At 60.6% G+C, this 18,102-nt stretch carries 20 protein-coding genes; 6 read left to right on the forward strand and 14 right to left on the reverse strand.

The window, feature by feature from the left end:
* Positions 1–23: 23 nt before the first annotated feature.
* Genes LIX15_RS19795 through LIX15_RS19810 form a run of 4 tightly spaced genes read right to left on the reverse strand, consistent with a single transcriptional unit; the run spans position 24 to position 3,324 of the window.
* Positions 24–665: a helix-turn-helix domain-containing protein gene (locus LIX15_RS19795; RefSeq protein WP_227775291.1), complete on the reverse strand. Its 642-nt coding sequence runs from the start codon at positions 663–665 to the stop codon at positions 24–26.
* 45 nt (positions 666–710) lie between these two features.
* Entirely contained in the window at positions 711–1,781 is a 1,071-nt protein-coding gene (locus LIX15_RS19800) for a glutamate--cysteine ligase (protein WP_227775292.1), read from the reverse strand.
* 51 nt (positions 1,782–1,832) lie between these two features.
* Positions 1,833–2,483, reverse strand: coding sequence for a fibrillarin-like rRNA/tRNA 2'-O-methyltransferase (locus tag LIX15_RS19805; protein ID WP_227775293.1), 651 nt, complete (start codon positions 2,481–2,483; stop codon positions 1,833–1,835).
* Positions 2,476–3,324 carry an NOP5/NOP56 family protein gene (locus LIX15_RS19810; protein ID WP_227775294.1) on the reverse strand — a complete coding sequence of 283 codons (849 nt, stop codon included), beginning with the start codon at positions 3,322–3,324 and terminating at the stop codon, positions 2,476–2,478. The genes LIX15_RS19805 and LIX15_RS19810 overlap by 8 nt, the downstream gene beginning before the upstream one ends.
* Positions 3,325–3,963: 639 nt before the next feature.
* Between LIX15_RS19810 and LIX15_RS19815 the strand changes: the two genes are divergently transcribed.
* Positions 3,964–4,734: a methyltransferase domain-containing protein gene (locus LIX15_RS19815; RefSeq protein ID WP_227775295.1), complete on the forward strand. Its 771-nt coding sequence runs from the start codon at positions 3,964–3,966 to the stop codon at positions 4,732–4,734.
* Positions 4,734–5,123, forward strand: a complete 390-nt coding sequence (locus LIX15_RS19820) for a methylated-DNA--[protein]-cysteine S-methyltransferase (protein ID WP_345410658.1) — start codon at positions 4,734–4,736, stop codon at positions 5,121–5,123. The genes LIX15_RS19815 and LIX15_RS19820 overlap by 1 nt, the downstream gene beginning before the upstream one ends.
* Here the strand turns inward: LIX15_RS19820 and LIX15_RS19825 are convergent, their stop codons facing one another.
* The 6 genes from LIX15_RS19825 to paaA form a co-directional block, all read right to left on the reverse strand.
* Complete coding sequence (locus LIX15_RS19825) at positions 5,124–5,333, reverse strand: DUF2196 domain-containing protein (RefSeq protein WP_227775297.1); 210 nt, start codon at positions 5,331–5,333, stop codon at positions 5,124–5,126.
* A 232-nt stretch (positions 5,334–5,565) separates the two neighbouring features.
* Positions 5,566–5,733, reverse strand: a complete 168-nt coding sequence (gene paaE, locus LIX15_RS19830) for a 1,2-phenylacetyl-CoA epoxidase subunit PaaE (RefSeq protein WP_227775298.1) — start codon at positions 5,731–5,733, stop codon at positions 5,566–5,568.
* Positions 5,730–6,194, reverse strand: coding sequence for a 1,2-phenylacetyl-CoA epoxidase subunit PaaD (gene paaD / locus LIX15_RS19835; RefSeq protein ID WP_227775299.1), 465 nt, complete (start codon positions 6,192–6,194; stop codon positions 5,730–5,732). Before paaD ends, paaE begins: the two co-directional genes overlap by 4 nt.
* A 28-nt stretch (positions 6,195–6,222) precedes the next feature.
* Positions 6,223–7,071 (reverse strand): 1,2-phenylacetyl-CoA epoxidase subunit PaaC, encoded by an 849-nt coding sequence (gene paaC / locus LIX15_RS19840; protein WP_227775300.1) that lies wholly within the window; start codon positions 7,069–7,071, stop codon positions 6,223–6,225.
* Entirely contained in the window at positions 7,071–7,391 is a 321-nt protein-coding gene (paaB, locus tag LIX15_RS19845; RefSeq protein WP_227775301.1) for a 1,2-phenylacetyl-CoA epoxidase subunit PaaB, read from the reverse strand. The genes paaC and paaB overlap by 1 nt, the downstream gene beginning before the upstream one ends.
* Position 7,392: 1 nt before the next feature.
* Positions 7,393–8,334 (reverse strand): 1,2-phenylacetyl-CoA epoxidase subunit PaaA, encoded by a 942-nt coding sequence (gene paaA / locus LIX15_RS19850; RefSeq protein WP_227776936.1) that lies wholly within the window; start codon positions 8,332–8,334, stop codon positions 7,393–7,395.
* A gap of 84 nt (positions 8,335–8,418) precedes the next feature.
* Between paaA and LIX15_RS19855 the strand changes: the two genes are divergently transcribed.
* The 3 genes from LIX15_RS19855 (at position 8,419) to yqeC (ending at position 10,099) form a co-directional block, all read left to right on the forward strand.
* Positions 8,419–9,060, forward strand: coding sequence for a helix-turn-helix domain-containing protein (locus LIX15_RS19855; protein ID WP_227775302.1), 642 nt, complete (start codon positions 8,419–8,421; stop codon positions 9,058–9,060).
* A gap of 95 nt (positions 9,061–9,155) precedes the next feature.
* Complete coding sequence (locus LIX15_RS19860) at positions 9,156–9,353, forward strand: hypothetical protein (protein ID WP_227775303.1); 198 nt, start codon at positions 9,156–9,158, stop codon at positions 9,351–9,353.
* A 20-nt stretch (positions 9,354–9,373) separates the two neighbouring features.
* Positions 9,374–10,099, forward strand: a complete 726-nt coding sequence (gene yqeC / locus LIX15_RS19865) for a selenium cofactor biosynthesis protein YqeC (RefSeq protein ID WP_227775304.1) — start codon at positions 9,374–9,376, stop codon at positions 10,097–10,099.
* Between the two features lie 133 nt (positions 10,100–10,232).
* Here yqeC and mobA read toward each other — a convergent pair whose 3' ends face one another.
* The gene (gene mobA, locus LIX15_RS19870) at positions 10,233–10,841 is read right to left on the reverse strand and encodes a molybdenum cofactor guanylyltransferase (RefSeq protein WP_227775305.1); all 609 of its coding nucleotides are present in this window, start codon (positions 10,839–10,841) and stop codon (positions 10,233–10,235) included.
* Between the two features lie 79 nt (positions 10,842–10,920).
* On the opposite strand from mobA, the gene LIX15_RS19875 reads away from it, so the two are divergent.
* On the forward strand, positions 10,921–12,696 hold the full coding sequence (locus LIX15_RS19875; RefSeq protein ID WP_227775306.1) for an aldehyde ferredoxin oxidoreductase family protein: 1,776 nt from the start codon (positions 10,921–10,923) through the stop codon (positions 12,694–12,696).
* Here LIX15_RS19875 and fdhF read toward each other — a convergent pair.
* From fdhF to LIX15_RS19890, 3 genes are all read right to left on the reverse strand, one after another.
* Positions 12,693–15,980: a formate dehydrogenase subunit alpha gene (fdhF, locus tag LIX15_RS19880; RefSeq protein WP_227775307.1), complete on the reverse strand. Its 3,288-nt coding sequence runs from the start codon at positions 15,978–15,980 to the stop codon at positions 12,693–12,695. The genes LIX15_RS19875 and fdhF overlap by 4 nt on opposite strands.
* Positions 15,977–17,527 (reverse strand): NADH-ubiquinone oxidoreductase-F iron-sulfur binding region domain-containing protein, encoded by a 1,551-nt coding sequence (locus LIX15_RS19885; RefSeq protein WP_227775308.1) that lies wholly within the window; start codon positions 17,525–17,527, stop codon positions 15,977–15,979. Before LIX15_RS19885 ends, fdhF begins: the two co-directional genes overlap by 4 nt.
* 170 nt (positions 17,528–17,697) lie before the next feature.
* The gene (locus tag LIX15_RS19890; protein ID WP_227775309.1) at positions 17,698–18,081 is read right to left on the reverse strand and encodes a PaaI family thioesterase; all 384 of its coding nucleotides are present in this window, start codon (positions 18,079–18,081) and stop codon (positions 17,698–17,700) included.
* Between the last annotated feature and the right edge of the window lie 21 nt (positions 18,082–18,102).

An 18,102-nucleotide genomic window follows, 5' to 3' on the forward strand; every position in this document is an offset into this window, starting at 1 on the left:
AGAACCGGCCTTCGTCTATGGGGTTACTGTTCGTCCGAACCGTCGCCGTTTGCGTCCTCGTCCGTGTCCTCGTCTCCGGTCTCCTCTCCCGTAACGACACCTTCGTCTTCTTTATCGCCGTCCATATCGTCCGAGATGTCTTCAACTTCGATGCTGACGGGCTCCGTTTCGGATACCTCGTCGTTCAGGTGGTTATCGAGGTTAAACACCGTGTTGAGTTCCCCCTGCAGTTGGTCGACGATGCCGCCGACGAGTTCGCTCGGCGCGATTGCGGTGTACTCGTAGGGGTTGTTTCCGGCCCCGGCGCTCTCGCGCTTCTCGCGGACGACCTTCTCTTCCTCGTTGAGTTCGGCGAGCGATTCGCGCACCGTGCTCGGATACAGGCCGGTTCCTTCGGCGATTTCCTCGCTCGTGCTTCCCGAATGCTTGCGGAGGTAGACGTAAATTCGCGCGCGGGTTTCGGTGTCGAGCACCCACGAGAGAAGGTCAACGATTCCTTGGTCGAAGCCTTCAACCGCCTTATCGGCCTCCTTCCCGAGGCGCTTTCGTCCCCGGGACAGTGGTTTTTCGTCGGACGTTTCCTCGGCATCGCCCGTGTTGACGGGCACCTCGTCACCGACGTCGTTTCGGTCATCTCGGTCGTTGTCGATGTCATCCCCGGACATGTCGTTCCCAGAAGGACAAAAGCCGCTTTCGGGTAAAAAACTTGCTTACAGCAAGAGTGACTCACAGAGCGCTTCGAACCCGTCCTCGTTGCAGATACGTCGCTGATGCTCCGCACCGCTTTCTCCGTCGAAGATGTCGCCGATACCGGAAACGCCGAGTCGGTCACACTCTCGCCCGACGACTTCGGCGAGCGAGATTTCCCCGTCGCGGTCGCGGCGGATGAACGAAGCCTCGTGGCCGTAGCGCATCGCACGCCATTTGTTTTCGTCCAGCAGTTCCCTGCGGTGGCGGTAGCCCGTTTCGCCGTCCTCGTATCGCTCGACGAGGTCGATGATAAGCGCATGGGTGTACTCCACGAAGGCTAGCACGCGCTCCGGATCGGCCTGCCCGTCCGGCGTTCGAACCTCGACTGTTCCGTGACCCGAGTGCGGGCGCACGTCGTACCAGAGTTCGCCGCGGTCGTTTATCGACCCGTTTTCGACCATCATGCGCTCGAACTCGGCAAACTCCTCGAAAGAGTCAAAATCGGACGGCATTCCGGTGTTCGGGAGCGCCTCGAAAATCTTGGCACGCGCAGACTGGAGGCCGGTGTCGTAGCCGTCCCAGTATGGCGAATTGGCGGACAGCGCCAGCATGACCGGGAGGTACCATCGAACTTCGTTCGCTACCCACACCGCGGCGTCGGCGTCGTCAACGCCGACGTGGACGTGCAGTCCCGCGGTCGTATTGCGGTGCTGCGGGAACTGAATCCGGTCAAGTTGCGCGCGATAGCGCTCTTTCTCGGCGTGTTTCAGTTCCCGCCACTTAGCACCCGGGTGGAGACCCGCCGCCGCGATACCAAATCCGTTCGAACCCGCGTGTTCGACGAGCGCCTCGCGGACTTCTCGAACATCATTATCGACGTTTTCGAGCGTCGTTTTCGGCGTCTGTGTCTCGATGACGCATTTGAACAGTTCGTGGTCGAGACGGTCGTCCAGAATATTCGGGGGGTCGGTCTCGTAGACGAGTTCGTCAGTGCCCGCGGTCGGGACGCCTCGTTCGTCAACGACGAAGAACTCCTCTTCGACGCCGAGGGAACCCATTTCCGTGAAATTCTCGGCCGAACCCAAATCCATTTTCCGGAAATTAGCAACCGGACACGTAAATACTTCCGGAGACGGCGACCCCTACCGGGGAACCGCGACGACGCCGAGGTGGTCGGTGTGGAACGGTTCGAGTCGCTGGGTTTCCACGATTTCGTACGCTTCTTTCAGGGATTCTCTCGCGCGGTCGAATACGGTTTCTGGGTCGCTCGCCACGTCCTCGCTTCTAGCTTTTATAGCGAGGAGGAGTCGACCATCATCTGCTAGAAACTGTCTGTTCTCGCATGCAACCCGCGCCTGCCCGCGGGTTGCCACATCTTGTACGATAACATCAACGTCCGATTCGACGACGTGCGCGTAGGTCGCTGGTTTCCGTGCGTCCTTCAGCAGCGGAAACAGGTTGTTCCGTGAATCGGCCACATTCAACAGATCGCGGGTCGGGCGCGGTGCGAACTCGACCGCGTAGGTCGCGCCGGAAAAATCCGCGACGTGGCTCACGGTCGTTCCGCTGGCCCCGCCGAGGTAGAGCACCGTCTCGTCGCCTTGAAGCTCCGTATCCATCTCGCGTTCCAGCATCGCGGCCAACTTGGAACGTCGGGCGTCCCAGCACCGCCAATTGCCGTCGGTCGGTTCGCCGTAGACGGGCGACCCCTGCGTCGCCAGTCGGCTTTCACCCCCGAACTGCCTACGCTCGACACCCGCCGGGAGGTTATCGTCTTTTTTTGAGTCACTCATTGTTCTCACCCCGCGACTGAATCGCATCCATTCGCCTATCGAGTTCCGCCTTCAGTTCGGGATTGTGTTCGCCCGAGTAGTGATCGATTCGCGCGCCGATAACGAGTTTTCCGGAGAGGGTTCGGGCCGCAGAGCCCCGCTCGCCGTGGGGTGCTCTCCGGACGTATTCGTGCGTGTAGAGAATCCCGTGCTTCGGCGAGGACGCGTGTCCGCGAAGATGCGCGAACAGGGCGTTTTCCGCCCCCAACACCTGCACCGTTCCGCCGGGCATTTTCGCCAGCGATTCGAGACCTCCCGCCAGCGCGATGAGTCGCGCGGCGAGCACTGGTCCCGCGAGGTCGGAGAGGTTCGGCGCGACCGCTGGTGCCTGTCGCTCGACGAAACTCCGAAGTTCGTCGCGTTCGTCCGCGAGGTCTGCGACGCGCCGAGCCAATGAAACTACCTGTTCTTCGACCGGCGTCTCCGGATCCGTTTCTGCGAGCGTTTTCGCGTACTCGACGCCGGTTCCCGCGTCGGGATACAGAGTTCCGGCCCATTCCGCGACCCGTTCAGCGAGTTCGTTCGCTTCCGATTCGCAGTCGTCCATCGCGCGAACCGCGTGAACCAGTTGTTGGTCGTCCGCGCGCTCGCGCTCCGTGACGGCCTCGCGGGTCGCCCGGATGCTGGCCGAGCGAAGCTTCGCGTAGTAGTCCGATTCGTCCTCCGCAAAGCCAGATTCGACGGCTTCGCTGGGCCAGTCGGCCGGGGCGTCCGCGCTCCCCTCTCGGATGGCGTTCACACCCCCGCCAGTGTCGTCCGGCGAGACGCCTGCGAACCATCCGTCGGCGTCTGATTCGGTCATGTCCGTGGGTTGTTCGGCGTCTCGTTTAAACCTACGTTTACTATGGCAGGCGAAGGTACTTTTCGGGAGCTTGTGCGTTTGGGGTCCGTTTTCGGCCTCGAGTTGCTTTCTTCGTGGACTTTTACTGTTTCAGTTCGCCGCGTGTTCTGCGTTTCGTTCGAATGTGGTCTGCAATTTACGACTCCAAAATAACCGCCACCGCACCGCGCTCACGGCTTCGCCGTTCGCGATTGAGATTTCGAAGAAAGCTCGTCCGCCCTTGATTACCCAGCCGAAAGGTCGCGTCAGCGCGTTCACACGAGCGCCGAACGACAGTGAGACGCGAGTACAATCCCGCGCTGGCAAGAAGAAGCGGGGAGACTGCGATTGCGGAGGCGGTTTCATTGGAGTCGGCATACCTAGTGACGCGGTAACAAATGGAAATATTAGCAAGAATTGACAAAACTCTCCCGTGACCAAATTCGGTAAAGTCGGCAAGTCGCTACTCTCTATCCACGTCCAATTTCTCTATTCCGACTTCGTACACTAAACGAATCAAAACGAACTCCAGGACACCAAAAACAATCGTCGTGAAGTCGCTCATTCAACCGTTTTGACCGCGATGACAGCCGTTAAGACCCGTCCCCAGAGTTGGCACCTATGGCCGGTCTCTACGCGCATCCTGACTACTACGAAATCGCCTTCGATTTCCGCGACGTCGCCGCCGAAGTGGATTTCTTCGAAACTTGCATCGACCGATTCGGCGACGGAGCGACCGACGCGGACTCGGTGCTCGAAGTCGCTTGCGGCCCCTCGCCCCATCTCCTCGAATTCGACGCTCGCGGATACGATTTTACCGGACTCGACGAATCCTCGGAGATGATTTCCTACTCCATCGAAAAGGCCCGCGAGAACGACATCGAGGCGACGTTCCTCCGACGAAACGTAGCCGATTTCTACCTCCCGGAGCGCGTCGATTTCGCCTTCTGTGCCCTCGGGTCGCTCTACCTAGATTCGAACGACGCGCTTCGGTCGCACCTCGAATCCGTCGGAGATTCCCTTACTGGGGGATCGATCTACTGCATCGACGGGTCAATCGACTTTCCGGGCGGTACCTCCTCTGAACACGAATGGGAGACGACGCGGGGCGACACGACCGTCGAGTTCAGGATCGACCAACAACCGACGAACGCGGCAGAACAGTTGGTTCGCCAGACGGTTACGACGAAGGTGACGGACGGCGACGAGACGCACCGATTTCGGGAAGAGGACGAAATTAAGACCTTCGCACCCCAAGAGTTCCGCATGGTGGTCGAGGACAGCGATTTCGAGCACGTCGGCTGGTTCGACAGTTTCGACCTCTCGAAACCGGTTTCCAAATGTGAACCGGGAACGCTTCATCGTCCGACGACAATCCTCCGAAAACAATGATACAAACAAACATGTGGGACTGGCAGGTCGAAATCGACGATACGCTCGTTTCGGCCTCTCCCGACGAAATCCGCGGCCAGATAGTGGAATACGAGAACGGTGATCGCGACGAGTTCGACCTCAACGTCGAATTTCCAGCGTCGTTTACGGGCCGTGTCATGTCCGAGATGACGGACGTTCCCCGCGGCGAGACGCGAACCTACGGCGACATCGCGGAGACGCTCGACACCGCCGCAATCGCAGTCGGGCAGGCTTGTGGTCGAAATCCGGTTCCGGTCGTCGTTCCGTGCCACCGCGTCGTCGCGGCGGACGGACTGGGCGGCTACTCCGGCGGCAAAGGCGACCGACTGACGCTCAAAAAACGACTGCTCGACCTCGAATCGGAGTAGTTACTCCGGAACCACGCTTTTCACCCGCCCGGTGATTCCCGATTCCAGTTCGACTTTGACGCCGCCGGGTTCCGTCTCGCCTTCGGAGTGAATTTTCGCGATATTCCCTCGGATTGGCTCGGCTTCGTCCGCGTTCTCGGCGTTCGTCTGCTCGATTTCGACGGACATTCCCCTACGCAGTTCCTCCCGCGTCGGTCTGTCTACGGACATACGTGGGGCGTACAGCGCTCCGAACAAAGAGCGTGGTGGCCAGGATTGTTCGAACGCCTGTCTCTGGTAATAATGTACTTCAGATATAATTAATTCAACTACAAAAGAATATAATAAATCTCTCCGTAGCGGTACGTGCGGCGCCATCATCTCCCTTCCCCCTGACACCAAATTGGATAGTGGGCGCTATCGTTCACATTCTCGAAAAACAGTTCGACCACCCGAACAGTTCCTATTCGAACTTCTCGAACGGCTGTTCACAGCCATCACAGAAGTGCATCGATCGGCAGAGCGACGGCCCTTTCGGATGTTCGCGGTATGTGTTCGTCGAACCGCAGTACGGACACTCCGCGCCCTTATCTTCGCCGCTCGTCGTCACGCTGGGGTCGAGTCGCCTCATATGCTCAGTCCGAATTCCCGAAGGTCGTCTTTGCCTTGTTCTGTGACCATCTCGATAGACCACGGCGGATTCCAGACGAGTTCGAGGTCGGTACTTTCGACGCCCGAAACGCCCGCGACCGTCTCCTCGATTTCCTCGGTCAGCATCTTCCGCGCCGGACAACCGGTGTAGGTGAGGGTCATGATGACCGTCGCCTGCGTTCCGGCATCGCCGCCTTCATCGCATTGCACGCCGTAAATCAGTCCCAAATCTACGATGCTGATCGGCATCTCGGGGTCTTCGATGGCGTAGAGGGCGTCCCAGACGCGCTTTTCGACTCCCGTCGCTCCGTCGCCGGTTGCAGGCAGTTCCTCGGGCGACTGCCCCCGCTCCGAGTAGTCGGTGTACGCACAGGCCGTGGGTTCCGACTCGATGTCGTACTGTTCCGAGTCAATCTCGTACTCTTGTGGTTCGTTGCTCATGTTTGTCTCCGTGGGTCGGTCTGACCCCTCACTGCTCATCGTCGGGATCTGCCATGATGCGGTGGGCCTCGCTTCGTCCGAGTTCTCGGTACGACCGCGTCATGTCGTCGTGCAGGTTCGTCCAGTCGTCGGTGTGGCTGCCATCGCGTCCGAGATGCTCGGGGAGCAGTTCGTCCGGATTGCCATCCCGAATCTCCTGTGGTGTTTCCACACCCAGCGACGCGAGGAACGGAACGACGGTGTCGAGCCACTGTTCGCGCATGGATTCGAGCGATTCGGTTCGGATGCCGAAATGGTCGATTTCCGCGCTCGCATCGCCGTCCTCGAACAGCGTCAGCGCGTAGGGGAACAGTCGGTCGACCGACGACTGCACGCGTTCCGTCCCCTCGTCGTCGCTCGTTAGCCGTTCGAGCCAATTCTGGGCGTGTTCGAGGTGATAGTTCTCCTCGGACATGATTTTTGCAACCCTGTCGGCGATTCGCGGATAACTCGTCTCTTCGAGGGATTCGAGGCGCAACTTTTCGGCCACATCGTAGAGGTAACCGCGAACGATGGCGTCGGCCCAATCGCCCGATTCGAACGGCAGTTCCACGAGCGTCGCGTGTCGGAAATGGCTCGGGTCTCGCTCGAAGATGAGTTCGGATTCCGTGTGACCGAAATCCTGTAGCAGGTCGTACCAGAGGCGGGCGTGGCCGAGCTCGTCCTGTGCGATGTTCGAGATGGCGAGGTCGGATTCGAGCGTCGGCGCACGAACCTGCCATTCGGTGTAGCGCTCTGCGAGGACGAGTTCGTCGTCCGCGAGGCGGTAGAGCAGGGATTCGACTGCGGCCCGCTCGTCGTCGCTCAGTTCGTCCGGCCCGGCGAGCTGTGCGGACATTATGCCTCACCTCGCTGGCGGTCGGCTTTTTCCTGTTCGGCTTCGGAGTCCTCGATTTCCTCGGCGAAACTAGAATCGATGCGGTTGTACGCCATCACCCACCGATAGGATTTGTCCGTCGTGCCGCCGAAGGCGGTGTCGTCGGCATCAACTTCCGCGATTTCGTCCTTTGGAACGACCCAGATGCTGTTCGTCGGCTTGCGTCGCCCGTGCTGAATCTGGGCGAACATGAGCGCCATGTCGCGGTCGGGCGCGTGAACGTTTCCGCAGTGGGTGTGGTACTTGCCCGCTTCGTCCTGTCGGAATACTTCCCAAATCATCTTAATCGGCCGCCACCGGAGTGTTCGAACTGCCCGTTTCCCAGTCGTCCAGCACGTCGCGAACCCATTCGACCGCGTCCTGTGCGTTTTTGCGGCCGTTTATCTGGCCGACGCCGGGTTCGTAGCTGTTCTTGGCGATTTGGAAGAACTCGTCCCAGTCGAGGTCATCCTCGCGCACCTTGTAGGTGTTCGTCTCCTCGTCGTACTCGATGCGAGGTTCGTCCGGAATCTCCAGTCCGTACTTTTCCGCCTTCGGGATGTAGGCGTTGAGGAAGGCGTTCCGGAGGTCGTCGTTCGACATCGTCTTCAACCCGACGTCGGCGGAGAAGTCGTGGTGGGTACTTTTGTCGTTGGTCGGGCCGAAGAACTGGATGATGCGCGGCCACCATTCCTCGAAGGCGTCCTGCATGAGTTCCTGTTCCTTTTTCGACCCCATCGCGAGTTCGCGCATGATGTCCTCGCCGTGTTTTACGTGGAATCCTTCCTCGAAACACACCTTGTCCATCGCGTGGGCGTAGGGTTCCCAACTCGTGCGCTTCAGGGTCGCCTGTCGGCGCATCGCCGCGCCGTCGACGAAGAACGCGATCATCGGCGTTTCCCACCACTTCTCCATCTTGTAGTGGAAGCAGTTCAGGAATTTTCCTTCTCCGTTCGCCAACTCGTCGAGCATCTGTTCGCGGGTTTTGATGCCGAGTGATTCGGCGGCTCGGTAAAGCAACTGGCCGTGGCCGATTTCGTCCTGCACCTTTGCACTGCACGCCAGTTTTCGGTCGAGGCTCGGCGCCTGCCGGATGAACGGTCGTTCGAGGTACGCACCCATGATTTCGGAGTTCGCATGGAACTGAATCATGCGAGTTGCGGCTTTGCGGTACTCCTCCGGCATGTCGTCCTTGGGACTGAACTGCCGGGGACCCGCCCGCTCTTTGACGGTGTCTAAGTCCATATGCGTCTCTTCTATGGCCCGACCCATACCATTTCACCCGTTTATAGACTGCGTTTAAATACCCTCGATTCATACGATTCCACTATGATTGATGAGTGTCTCGTCGTCGAGTTTGTGGTCACCGGGGACGATTGTCCGCTCGCCGAGGCGTCGAAAACGATTGGCGTCCGTATCGACTGTCAGCCCCCACAACACAGAGACGACGGCTACGCCCTCCTTCGATTTAGCACTCCAAAAGGAAGCAACGGTCTCACCGACTTTCTCGATGCAGACGACCGAATCCGGTACCTGCACGTTTCGACGACCGACGGCAGACAGAATTTCAGATGTCTGTCGAAGCACCCCTGTGTCGTCCACGAACTGACCAACGTCGGATTTATGGCCGAATCGCTTCGCTACCGCGATGGAAGCGCGACCTTCACGGGTGCAGTTGTGGGCCACGATGTGCTACAAGGCGTTCTCGAAGCGGCGGGCGAAACTGTCGGAATGCAGTTACAGCGCATCCATCAGCTCGGTTCCGAGGACGAGAACGTCGTCGCCCAACAGTGGGATGTAACGCCGGCGCAGGAGCGCGCTCTGCGAACCGCGTCAGAAATGGGCTATTTCGGCGTTCCCCGTAAAACCACCGCGAGTGAAGTTGCCGAAAAACTCGGCATCAGCAAATCGGCGTTTCTGGAGCGAATTCACCGCGCTGAACGTTCGCTGTTCTCGCAAATGTTCGCCTAATTCGTCGTTCGTCTCTCGTTTCCGGCTGCCGGTTAGAAGAAAATACGTAATCCAGCGGAAGGTTATTGTGGATTGGCATCCTCGGATTTTTCACCGTGGCCTCCACAAACATCCCTCCGCATCCCCAGATAACTCTCATCGTTCTCGGCTATCTGGTCGTTGCGCAAGCCGAGAATCTTCCGGATGGATTTTCGGTAGTAGGATACGTACTTGGGTTCCTCCTCCTCGTTTTGATTCCGCTTCTCGCACTTGGCGACGGAGATTCAGCTCCGACGGCCAGTAGGGCGAAATAGCCATTCAGCGAAATAGTCACATGAATCTCGTGGCGGCGCTTTCCGCCGAATCGAGCCTGCTCTGTGTCGTCGGTGCGGGTGGGAAGAAATCGACGCTGTACGCACTGGCAAAGCGCGTCAACCGAGCGGTCGTGACGGCGACGGTTCGAATCCCGATTTTCGACGAGCACGTCGCTGACGTACTCGTCAGCGACACACCCCAAAAAGCACTCGAATCAGTCGAAGAGTGGCCCGTCGGCCTCGTGCCAGAGCGGGAACGACCCGACCGCTATCGAGGGTACGACCCGAAAACGGCGGCATCGCTTAAGGGACGTGACGCAACCTCGATTCTCGTGAAAGCCGACGGTGCCCGGACTCGATTGTTGAAGGCTCCGATCGAACGGGAGCCACAACTTCCGACGAACGCGGACGTCGTGGTTCCGATTGCGAGCGCTCACGCGGTCGGCAAACCGTTGACGGAGAGATTCGTCCACCGTCCGGAGAGAGTGGCGGACGTAACCAACCGACAGATGGGCGAGAAAATCCGTGCGTCCGACGTAGCCACTGTGTTGGCCGACGAACACGGCGGCATGAAGGACGTTCCCGACAGTGCGACCACGATTCCCGTCGTGAACATGGTGGACGACGAGAAACTGAGACAAGTCGGGAACGAGATTGCGGAGCAGGTGCTATCGAAGGCGGACGTTCCTCGCGTCGTTCTCACGCAGATGCCGGCCCAAAATCCGGTCATAGCCGTCGTTGAGTGAGCGTTAATAGGGCGAACAGACGACACGAACGACGGAAAGTCGCGAAGCGGTGTGCCGTACTTCCGCGAGTCGCTCCACGGCGAACGTCAACGCATGGCGACGATGGCCGCGGTTTTCGTGATAAAATTCAGGGTCAAAATCGTTTGACTGCAGCTTCGAACTCCGCTTTCGTGTTGACATTCTCGAACGACTCCATCGACCCGTGTTTTTGCAGGTCTTCTTCTTCGACAACCACGTAGTCCAGTGCGAACAGCGGTTCGATGATTTTTCGCTCGTTCTGCCGGAGTGCGGTGTCGCAGGCTTCGACCATCGGACTTGCTTGGTACACCGCGTGAGTCGTTTGAAACCAGCCGTCGCCCAATCGCGGAACCACGGCTTCGTGACCCTCGGCTCTGTCGAAAAGGTAGTCCACGAGTTCGGGGCTGACGAATGGCATATCGCAGGCGACGACGAAGGCGTATTCGGCGTCGCAATCTCGAAGTCCGGTTCGAATGCCAGCCATCGGCCCTTGGTCGGGGTTTGGGTCGATGGCGAACTTTGTCGGGTGAGGATAGTCGAGAATCGTTTTTTCGATGGCATCGCGCTGGCTTTCCCGGCAGTTGACGACGAGCTCGTCCACAACGCCCTCGATTCGGCCCGCGACTCGTCGGAGCATCGGCACGCCAGCGAGGTCGGCGACCGCTTTGTCTTCCTCTCCGAATCGCGTCGAACGACCGCCCGCGAGGATAACTCCTGCTGGCATCGTTCGACGGTAGGAGTCACGTCGGTAAGTGTCTGTGGCCGCGAGCGTTTTTGCCGCCCAGTTCCTCGATTCTAGATGAATGGCTCTCGCGGATACACTGCTCCGCATCGACCTCTCTGCTCGAACAGTCGAGAGTGAGAAAATCCCCGAACCGTGGTTGCGACGATTCGTCGGCGGAAAGGGTCTCTCGGCCCGCTATCTCTACGACGATCTCGCTCCCGGCACTGACCCGCTGGCTCCCGAAAATGCCCTGCTGTTCATGTTCGGCCCGCTGACCGGGAGGACGCCCGGTGGGTCGCGATACTCGGTCGTTACGAAATCGCCGTTGACCGGAACATTTCTCGATTCGTACATCGGCGGAACGTTTCCCGAACCGCTCGATTTTTCGCTGTCGAACCATCTCGGGATTTCGTTCACGGGTTCCGCTTCCGACCCTGTCGCGATTCGAATCGCGGACGGCGACGCGACGATTGAGTCCGCGGGAGACCTGTGGGGAAAAACGATTCCCGAAACGTGTGCAAACTTCGATTCACCGACTTCTTGCATCGGCCCCGCCGGTGAGAAACTCGTCCGATACGCGACCATCGCATCGGACGGCGGCGACCACCATGCGGCCCGCGGCGGGGCGGGTGCGGTGATGGGGTCGAAAAACCTCAAAGCGGTCATCGCCGGGGATTCGGAATCCGACGAAGGAACGGGAAAGAGCGAAGACCACGACCGATATCGGTCGACCGATATCGGTCGTTGGCAGGCGGCGAGCGAGACGATGGAAACGATAGATTTCGCGAACGAGGTGGGCGTCCTTCCGACGAGAGGGTGGCAGGAAAGCACCTTCGAAGGCGCGGACGACCTCGGAATCGAGTCGGTTCGGGAGTCGGCCGTCGGACGCGAACGCCCGGAGGACGACGTCTCCGGCGGCTTTCGAGTCGAAAGCGAGGTGGGTGAAACGGTTCCGCGCGGTGCGACCAGCATCTCGCTCGGCGCTGGTCTGGGTATCGATGATTTCGATGCGGTCGCCGTCCTCGGTTCCGTCTGCGACAATCTCGGTCTCGATCTCATCAGCACGGGCAACGCGGTGGCGTGGACGATGCGCGCAGTGGAGGAGGGGTTGCTGGAACGGGACATCGAGTTCGGTGACGGCGAATCCGCACGCGCCTTGCTGGAGGAAATCGCCGCCCGTTCGTCACCGCTCGGCGACGTTCTTGCGGACGGAATCGACGCGGCGACTGCCCGGTACAGCGGCGAGGAACTCATACCGACCGTGAAGGGGATGGATTTGCCGACATACGACCCTCGGAGTTCGCCGTCGATGGCGTTGGCTTACGCGACCAGTGACCGCGGCGCGTGCCATCGCCGGGCGCGACCGGTACTCGAAGAGGTGTTTGCGGCAGAGGAATGGAGCGACGACCGCCGCGCGGAGACGGTCATCGCGGAACAGAACCTTCGGTCGCTTCTCTGGTGTTTGGTCGCGGACGATTTCGCTGGCGAAGCACTGTGGAAGAGCGGTGCGGAGTCGGAAGACGGTGAGAACGAATGGCTCGGTGAAATCGCTTCCGAGCGTTCTCGCGACGAACTCCTTCGAATCGGGGAGCGCGTATGGACGCTGACGCGGTTGTTTAATGTCAGGGAGGGATTTTCGCGCAGGGACGATTCGCTTCCGCCAGCGCTCCAACGACCAAGTCGTGGCGATGAGCGCGACGGCGAACGACTTGAAAAAGAGTCGTTCGATCGACTACTGTCGGTGTATTACGAAACCCGCGGTTGGGACGAGCAGGGCCGTCCGACCGAGCAACTGCTTTCCCGACTCCAACTGAACGGCGTGGTTGATGAATGTACACCAGTTGGGGTCGATTAGTCGTCGCCCGTCGTCTGTTCTTCCGGCGTGTCTTCCCCGTCGCCTGCGGGTGGTTTGACCGGAAGCGGCTCCTCACCCGGATCGGTGCCGAGCGGTTGGATTCTGACGCTGGTCACCTTGTACTCAGGGATGAACGACGTCGGGTCGAGTTCGTGCTGCGTGAGTTCGTTGATTGCCCCGTGGGCGAAATGCATCGGAATGAAGACGACGCCGGGGTCGGACGTTTCCTCGACGTTCGCCTTCGTTACGATGTCGCCGCGGCGGGAGACGACGCGGACGTATTCGTCGTCCGTCACGCCGAGTTCGTCGGCCATCTCCGGGTGAATCGTAACGAAGCTTTCCGGGACGTGGTCCATCAGCACGTTCACCCGGCGGGTCATGGTGCCGGTGTGCCAGTGGTAGAGCACGCGCCCGGAGGTGAGCATCAGCGGAAACTCTTCGTCGGGGAGTTCGACCGGCCCGGCGTAGTCCGCGGGAACGAACCGGGCTTTGCCGTCCTCGAAGTTGAATTCCTTCTTGTAGAGGTACGGCGTTCCGGGGTCGGATTCGTCCTCGCAGGGCCACTGGAGTCCCTCCGGCGTCGATTCGAGGCGGTCGTAGGTGACGCCGCCGTAAATCGGCACGAGGTCGTTGATTTCCGCCATCACGTCCGCCGGACCGTCGTAGTCCCACTCGAAGCCGAACCTGTTTGCGAGGTCGGACAGGATTTCTAAGTCCGGCTTCGCCTTTCTGGGTGGCGAGACGGCGGGTCGAACGCGCTGGATGCGTCGTTCCGTATTCGTGAACGTTCCGTGCTTTTCGGCGGCGGAGGCGGCAGGTAACACTACATCGGCGAATTCGGCGGTTTCTGTGAGGAAGATGTCCTGTACCGCGAGGAACTCTAGCTTTTCGATCGCCTTCTCGGCCCCGCGGATGTCGGGTTCGGAGAGCACGGGATTTTCGCCCATGATGAACATTCCTTTGATGTGGCCCTCTTCCATCGCATCGTACTGTTCGGGGAGTCGGAGACCGATTTCGTTCGGCGGGCGAACGCCCCACGACTCCTCGAACTTGTCCAAAATCGCGTCGTCGGTGAGGTCTTGGTATCCCGGCAGGGTGTGCGGTGCTGGCCCCATATCGCCGCCACCGCCCTGCACGTTGTTCTGACCGCGGAAGGGCGACAGCCCCGCTCGCGGTTTGCCGAGATTGCCGGTCACCAGCGCGAGATTCGCCACCGCGAGGACGTTTCTGGTTCCGTGGGCGTGCTGGGTCATCCCCATCGCCCAGCCGAAGATACAGGTGTCGGCCGTCGCAATCGTCTCCGCGGCGTGTATCAGTTCGTCCTCCGGAACGCCAGTGAGCTCCTCGACTTTCGCGGGCGTGAACGGTTCGACCTTCTCCTTCAGTTGGTCGAAATGCTTCGTTCGCTCCTCGATGAACCCCCTGTCGTGCAGGTCGTTGTCGATGATGTGGCGGATCATCCCGTTCAGCCACGCGATGTCCTCCCCGGGTTTCGTCCGAGTGTACTGGGTCGCGTGTTCCGCGAGGCCGATTTCTCGCGGGTCGAACACGAAGAGATCGGCGCCGTCGCGGACGTTCTGCTTGATTCGCGTTGCGAGCACGGGATGGCTCTCGGTCGTGTTCGACCCTGTGATGAGGTAGCAGTCGGTTTTCCCGATGTCCTCGTTGATTCGGTTCGTCATCGCGCCGTAGCCGACGGTCTGCTGAAGGCCGACCACCGTCGAGGAGTGACAGAGTCGGGCGCAGTTATCGACGTGCTTCGTGTGAAGCACCTGCCGGGCGAACTTCTGGGCGAGGTAGTTCTCCTCGTTCGTGCATTTCGAAGAGGAGGTGACGGCAATCGCGTCGTCGCCGTTCTCTTCGCGGATTCTGGAGAGTTCCTCGTGTATCCTGTCGAGCGCTTCGCCCCACGTCGCCTCGCGGAACTCGTCTCCTTCCCGAATCAGCGGCGTTTTCAGGCGATTCGGACTGTTGACGAAGTCGTAGCCGAACTTGCCTTTCACGCAGGTCGAAAAATTGTTCGCCGGGGTTGCGTCCTCGTCCGCGGGTCGAACGCCGAGCACCTCACCGTCCTTCCCGTACAGGTCGAACCGACAGCCGACGGCGCAGTAGTTGCAGGTCGTTTCTGCCTTCGTCACCCTCGAGAGGCGGGCGTCGCTCACGACGCCCGCCACGTCGAACATCCGCCCGACGTTCATCGTGTTCGCGGCGGTTTCTTCGGCGACGTGTTCGAACTCGGCTACCGCCTCGTTCGTCACCCGTTTCGCGGTGTCTCGGGCCTTCGAGCGCGCCTTCGCCATGAATCGCGCGACGCCGGATTTTTCCTCGGTCACTCGCTCGCCCGGGACGTTTCGGTTCGGCGCGTCGGACGTGTCCGAGGTTTCGGCGTGTTCGCTCTCGACGGATTTCCCGATGGAGTTCTTCTGCGTGAATCCCGGAATGGGGAGCGTCGCGGAATCCTTCAATCCCTGCTCAACCAGCGAGCCGGTCGGACACACCGTGGCGCAGTGGCCACAGGAGACGCAGGTCGATTCTCGCATCGTCTCCGCGTCGCTCTGGAAGCCGATTCGGGTATCGGCTCCCTGACCTTCGATTCGCAGGACGCCCTCGACCTGCACGTCGTTACAGGCGTCCACGCAACGATTGCAGAGGATACACTTGTTGCGGTCGATCTGGATGGCCGAGGAGGTGTCGTCTATCGGTTCGTACTCGTCGCGGTTTTCCAGCACGCCGTACCGCGGTTCCTCCACGTCGTTGTCGATGGAGGCGTCTTGCAGTTCACAGCGTCCGTTCTGCCCGCAGGTCGTACACCGAAGGTTGTGATTCGACAGCACCAAATCGAGGTTCACGTCTCGCACTTCCGTGGCGGACTCGGCGTCGGTTCGAATCGACAGGCCGTCTTCCGCCGGAAAACTACAGGACGGAACCAGTCCGTGCTCGTCGGTTTCGACCATACAGGTTCGACACTCCGACCGCGGGCCGATGTTGTCCCCCTGCTCGGTGTCGCGGTCGTAGTAACAGAGCGCGGGGACGTACTCCTCCGTTTCCACTGCTTCCACGGCGTCGATGAGGGTCGCGCCCGGTGGCACGGCGATGGGGTGGCCGTCCACCGTGATGTGATTCATCCCCTCGGCGTCCGCACCGACTTCGGGGTCGTTCGCGGTTCCGGTGACGAAATCTTCGGTCAGCGGCGTACTCGGTCGCGGATCGTCGATGTCCGGAACGCCAGGTTGCGGCGATGCCGGGGCGGTGTCTTCGATTCCTGATTGCTCGTCCGAACTCATGATTCTGCCTCCTCGCACGCACCGCTCGGACAGCGTCCTTCGGCGTGCGCGTGAAACTCCAGTTCGAACTCGTCCATTGCGGTCGCTACGGGACGGGATGCGGACTGTCCGAAATAACAGATGCTCGTCTCGCGCATCGTCCGGGCGAGTTCGCGGAGCGCGTCGTCCGCGAACTCGCCGGAGTACACGTCGCGGAGCATCCCCACCAACTGCTTCGACCCCTCCCGACACGGAACACAACGCCCGCAGTTTTCGTCCTCCGCAAATTTGGCACGCGTTCCTGCGGTCGCAACCGCACACTGCGACTGATTCAGCAGTTCGACCGCGCCGTCAGTCCCGAGGTGTGCGCCCGCCAACGCGGGCGCACTCGGCGAGCGGTCAAGCGAGCGAGTCAGACCGCCGAACTGCCCGCCGACGCAGGCCATTTTGAACTCCCCGTCCACCGAAACTACTTCCCGACAGTCCGAAAGCGAACCACCGGTCGGCAGTTCGATAGTCGCAGGGGCGGCCACGTCGCCGGTCACGGCGACCAGTCGAGTTCCCGGGTCGGCGTCGTCGGCGTCGAACTCGTCCGGAAACAACAGCATCCGGCGAACCTGCGCGAACGATCTCGGCGTGTGAACGACGGTCGGTCGCCCGTACAATCCGTGCTTCGCGGGAGTCGGCGGCCGAAGTCGCGCTTCCAGTCGGTCGTTGCCTTCCAACGCCTCCAGCGCCATCGTCGGTTCGGACGCGATGTACTGATTCGGTGACGCGAAAATTTGTACCGTCAAATCGTCCGTACCGTCGGCTTTCTGAAAGACGCGAACTGCCTCTCGAACTCGCCGTTGGGTTTTGTCCGCCGATTCCGGTGAGTAGACGATAACGTCCTCCGCGCCGACGACGTGCGCGACAGCAGTCGCGCCGTCGAGCACGGAAATCGGGTCGCCTTCCAGCAGAAGTTGGTCGGTTCGATTACGTTCGTCGGTTTCGCCCGCGTTGACGACGACAACGGGTTCGCCGTCGGTTTCGCGCGCAACGTTCCACTCTTCGGCAACGGGTTCGTCCATTCGTGCATCGCCACGGCCCCGTCCGAGGAGGCCGAAGTGCGCGACCTGCGACAGAACCTCCTCCGGGTCGTCGCGCGCGCGCTCGGCGACGAACGGTTCGTTGTCCTGTATCTTCGCGGGGTCTGCCCAACCGCACCGAGCGAGCACGTTTCGACGACCGACGGAAAGCGGGCCGTGGTTCGGCACCGGCGGGGCGCTCTGGTCGGATTCGTGCGGGACGACTGCGTGCGCGTCGTCCTCCGGAAACGCTCCCGATTCCAGCTCAGAGACGAGCGTTCGCCCTCGCTCTGGCGTGCAGTTCGCGAAGAAGACGGTCGTTTCGTCGTCTGTTACCGAAACGAGCGGTGCGAGTGCTTCGATTCCGGTCGGGCCGACTTCCACGACGGACACCGCGTCGGCTTCGTCGCGCGCGCTATCGAATACAGCGGTAGCGCGTTCCCGCCCAACTCCCCCAGAGACGCGAAGAACCGGGGCGTCAGAAACGTCTGCAGTTCCCATCCCTTAGAACTGGTACAGCTACGTGATAAAAGGTTGTGGTCAAATGATTGACGCAGGTCTCAGAACGGCGGCTCGAGAGCCGTCTCGTTCCGGGTTCGCCGAACGAACACGAGCGCGAGAAGTGACGCTACGAGCACGATTCCGAGTACGAACCGGCGTTTTCTCATCGCTCACCCGGTTTTGTAAACGCCGCGGGCGTCCGCGATGTGTTCGTCGTCCTCGTCGTAGACCCTCACATCGACGGTTCCCACGTCGCTCCCGTTTCGAACGACGTCGGCCTCGGCGTGGAGGTCGCCCGTCCCCGCGCTCAGGTAGTCGATTCGCATGTCGATGGTCGGCACCGGTTGGTCGTTGAGCGAGACGAGCGCCGCGCCGCCGACGGTGTCCGCGAGGGTGAATGTGACGCCGCCGTGCGCCATCAGTTCGTCTTGGTTCCACGACAGTTCGTCGCGCATCTCGATTTTGCCTTCGGCGTGGCCGTCCTCGGCCACAGTTACTTCGACCCCGAGCAGGTCGGCGAAGGGCATCCCTTCGAAGAACGCTTCGATGTCCATACCTCGACTGGACGTGGGGAG

Source organism: Haladaptatus pallidirubidus, assembly GCF_020700235.1.
Lineage (GTDB): Archaea > Halobacteriota > Halobacteria > Halobacteriales > Haladaptataceae > Haladaptatus > Haladaptatus pallidirubidus.

Coding starts and splice junctions, on each gene's coding strand:
- LIX15_RS19795 (WP_227775291.1), bottom strand. CDS start 665: ATGTCCGGGGATGACATCGACAACGACCGAGATGACCGAAACGACGTC.
- LIX15_RS19800 (WP_227775292.1), bottom strand. CDS start 1,781: ATGGATTTGGGTTCGGCCGAGAATTTCACGGAAATGGGTTCCCTCGGC.
- LIX15_RS19805 (WP_227775293.1), bottom strand. CDS start 2,483: ATGAGTGACTCAAAAAAAGACGATAACCTCCCGGCGGGTGTCGAGCGT.
- LIX15_RS19810 (WP_227775294.1), bottom strand. CDS start 3,324: ATGACCGAATCAGACGCCGACGGATGGTTCGCAGGCGTCTCGCCGGAC.
- LIX15_RS19815 (WP_227775295.1), top strand. CDS start 3,964: ATGGCCGGTCTCTACGCGCATCCTGACTACTACGAAATCGCCTTCGAT.
- LIX15_RS19825 (WP_227775297.1), bottom strand. CDS start 5,333: ATGTCCGTAGACAGACCGACGCGGGAGGAACTGCGTAGGGGAATGTCC.
- paaE (WP_227775298.1), bottom strand. CDS start 5,733: ATGAGGCGACTCGACCCCAGCGTGACGACGAGCGGCGAAGATAAGGGC.
- paaD (WP_227775299.1), bottom strand. CDS start 6,194: ATGAGCAACGAACCACAAGAGTACGAGATTGACTCGGAACAGTACGAC.
- paaC (WP_227775300.1), bottom strand. CDS start 7,071: ATGTCCGCACAGCTCGCCGGGCCGGACGAACTGAGCGACGACGAGCGG.
- paaB (WP_227775301.1), bottom strand. CDS start 7,391: ATGATTTGGGAAGTATTCCGACAGGACGAAGCGGGCAAGTACCACACC.
- paaA (WP_227776936.1), bottom strand. CDS start 8,334: ATGGACTTAGACACCGTCAAAGAGCGGGCGGGTCCCCGGCAGTTCAGT.
- LIX15_RS19855 (WP_227775302.1), top strand. CDS start 8,419: ATGATTGATGAGTGTCTCGTCGTCGAGTTTGTGGTCACCGGGGACGAT.
- yqeC (WP_227775304.1), top strand. CDS start 9,374: ATGAATCTCGTGGCGGCGCTTTCCGCCGAATCGAGCCTGCTCTGTGTC.
- mobA (WP_227775305.1), bottom strand. CDS start 10,841: ATGCCAGCAGGAGTTATCCTCGCGGGCGGTCGTTCGACGCGATTCGGA.
- LIX15_RS19875 (WP_227775306.1), top strand. CDS start 10,921: ATGGCTCTCGCGGATACACTGCTCCGCATCGACCTCTCTGCTCGAACA.
- fdhF (WP_227775307.1), bottom strand. CDS start 15,980: ATGAGTTCGGACGAGCAATCAGGAATCGAAGACACCGCCCCGGCATCG.
- LIX15_RS19885 (WP_227775308.1), bottom strand. CDS start 17,527: ATGGGAACTGCAGACGTTTCTGACGCCCCGGTTCTTCGCGTCTCTGGG.
- LIX15_RS19890 (WP_227775309.1), bottom strand. CDS start 18,081: ATGGACATCGAAGCGTTCTTCGAAGGGATGCCCTTCGCCGACCTGCTC.